The organism is bacterium (assembly GCA_024228115.1).
Lineage (GTDB): Bacteria > Myxococcota_A > UBA9160 > UBA9160 > UBA6930.
On record JAAETT010000121.1, the window covers coordinates 1 to 604 of the forward strand.

The 604-nt window shown below is 61.1% G+C and carries 1 protein-coding gene; it reads right to left on the reverse strand.

The genetic code is table 11. The annotated features are described in order from the left end of the window. On the reverse strand, positions 1 to 235 hold a 235-nt coding region (locus GY937_05935), incomplete at its 3' end, for a hypothetical protein (GenBank protein MCP5056253.1). Between the last annotated feature and the right edge of the window lie 369 nt (positions 236 to 604).

Below are 604 nucleotides of genomic sequence, written 5' to 3' on the forward strand. Positions count from 1 at the left end.
ACCTGGCCTTGTGCTGGCCTGCGGGGGCACCGCTGCGCAGCACCTCCTCCACGTCCGAGATGGTCTTGATGTCGAAGGAGAGCTCGACCTCGGTATCAGCCCCTGTGCTCTTGGCCCAGAGGTTGTCACCTGCGCCCTTAGTGAAGTCCTCGATGACTCCGCTGGCTACTGTGTAGTCCTGGGAGTCGGCGTCACCTGCAACGATGCCGGTTGCGCCCTTCACCTGCACACTCACATTACGGCGGGACCCACGGTGACCAGCACCCCTGGCCAAGAGCTGCGGGGTACTAGTAAGGGTGATTGTCTTGGACGCCATGGGCGCCCAGGCTAGCAGGCACCACGTTCAGCAGGGGTAGTAGGCTGATCGCCATGGCGCACGTCTACGAATTCCTTAAGAACGGGGCGTCTCGAGACGCCGATGTCAACGGTTCAAGCACCCCCGTGGTGTTCTCTTACACAGCCCCTGTGCGATGCAAGATCCACCGCATGATCGTGTTCATCCAAGATGGGGGCACGTTCGATGCTGAGAAGTACGGCAACGGGATCACCTTGACCACGGGCGTGGGGGTGACCGCTGTGTTCGCAGACTCAACGCTTGACCTGA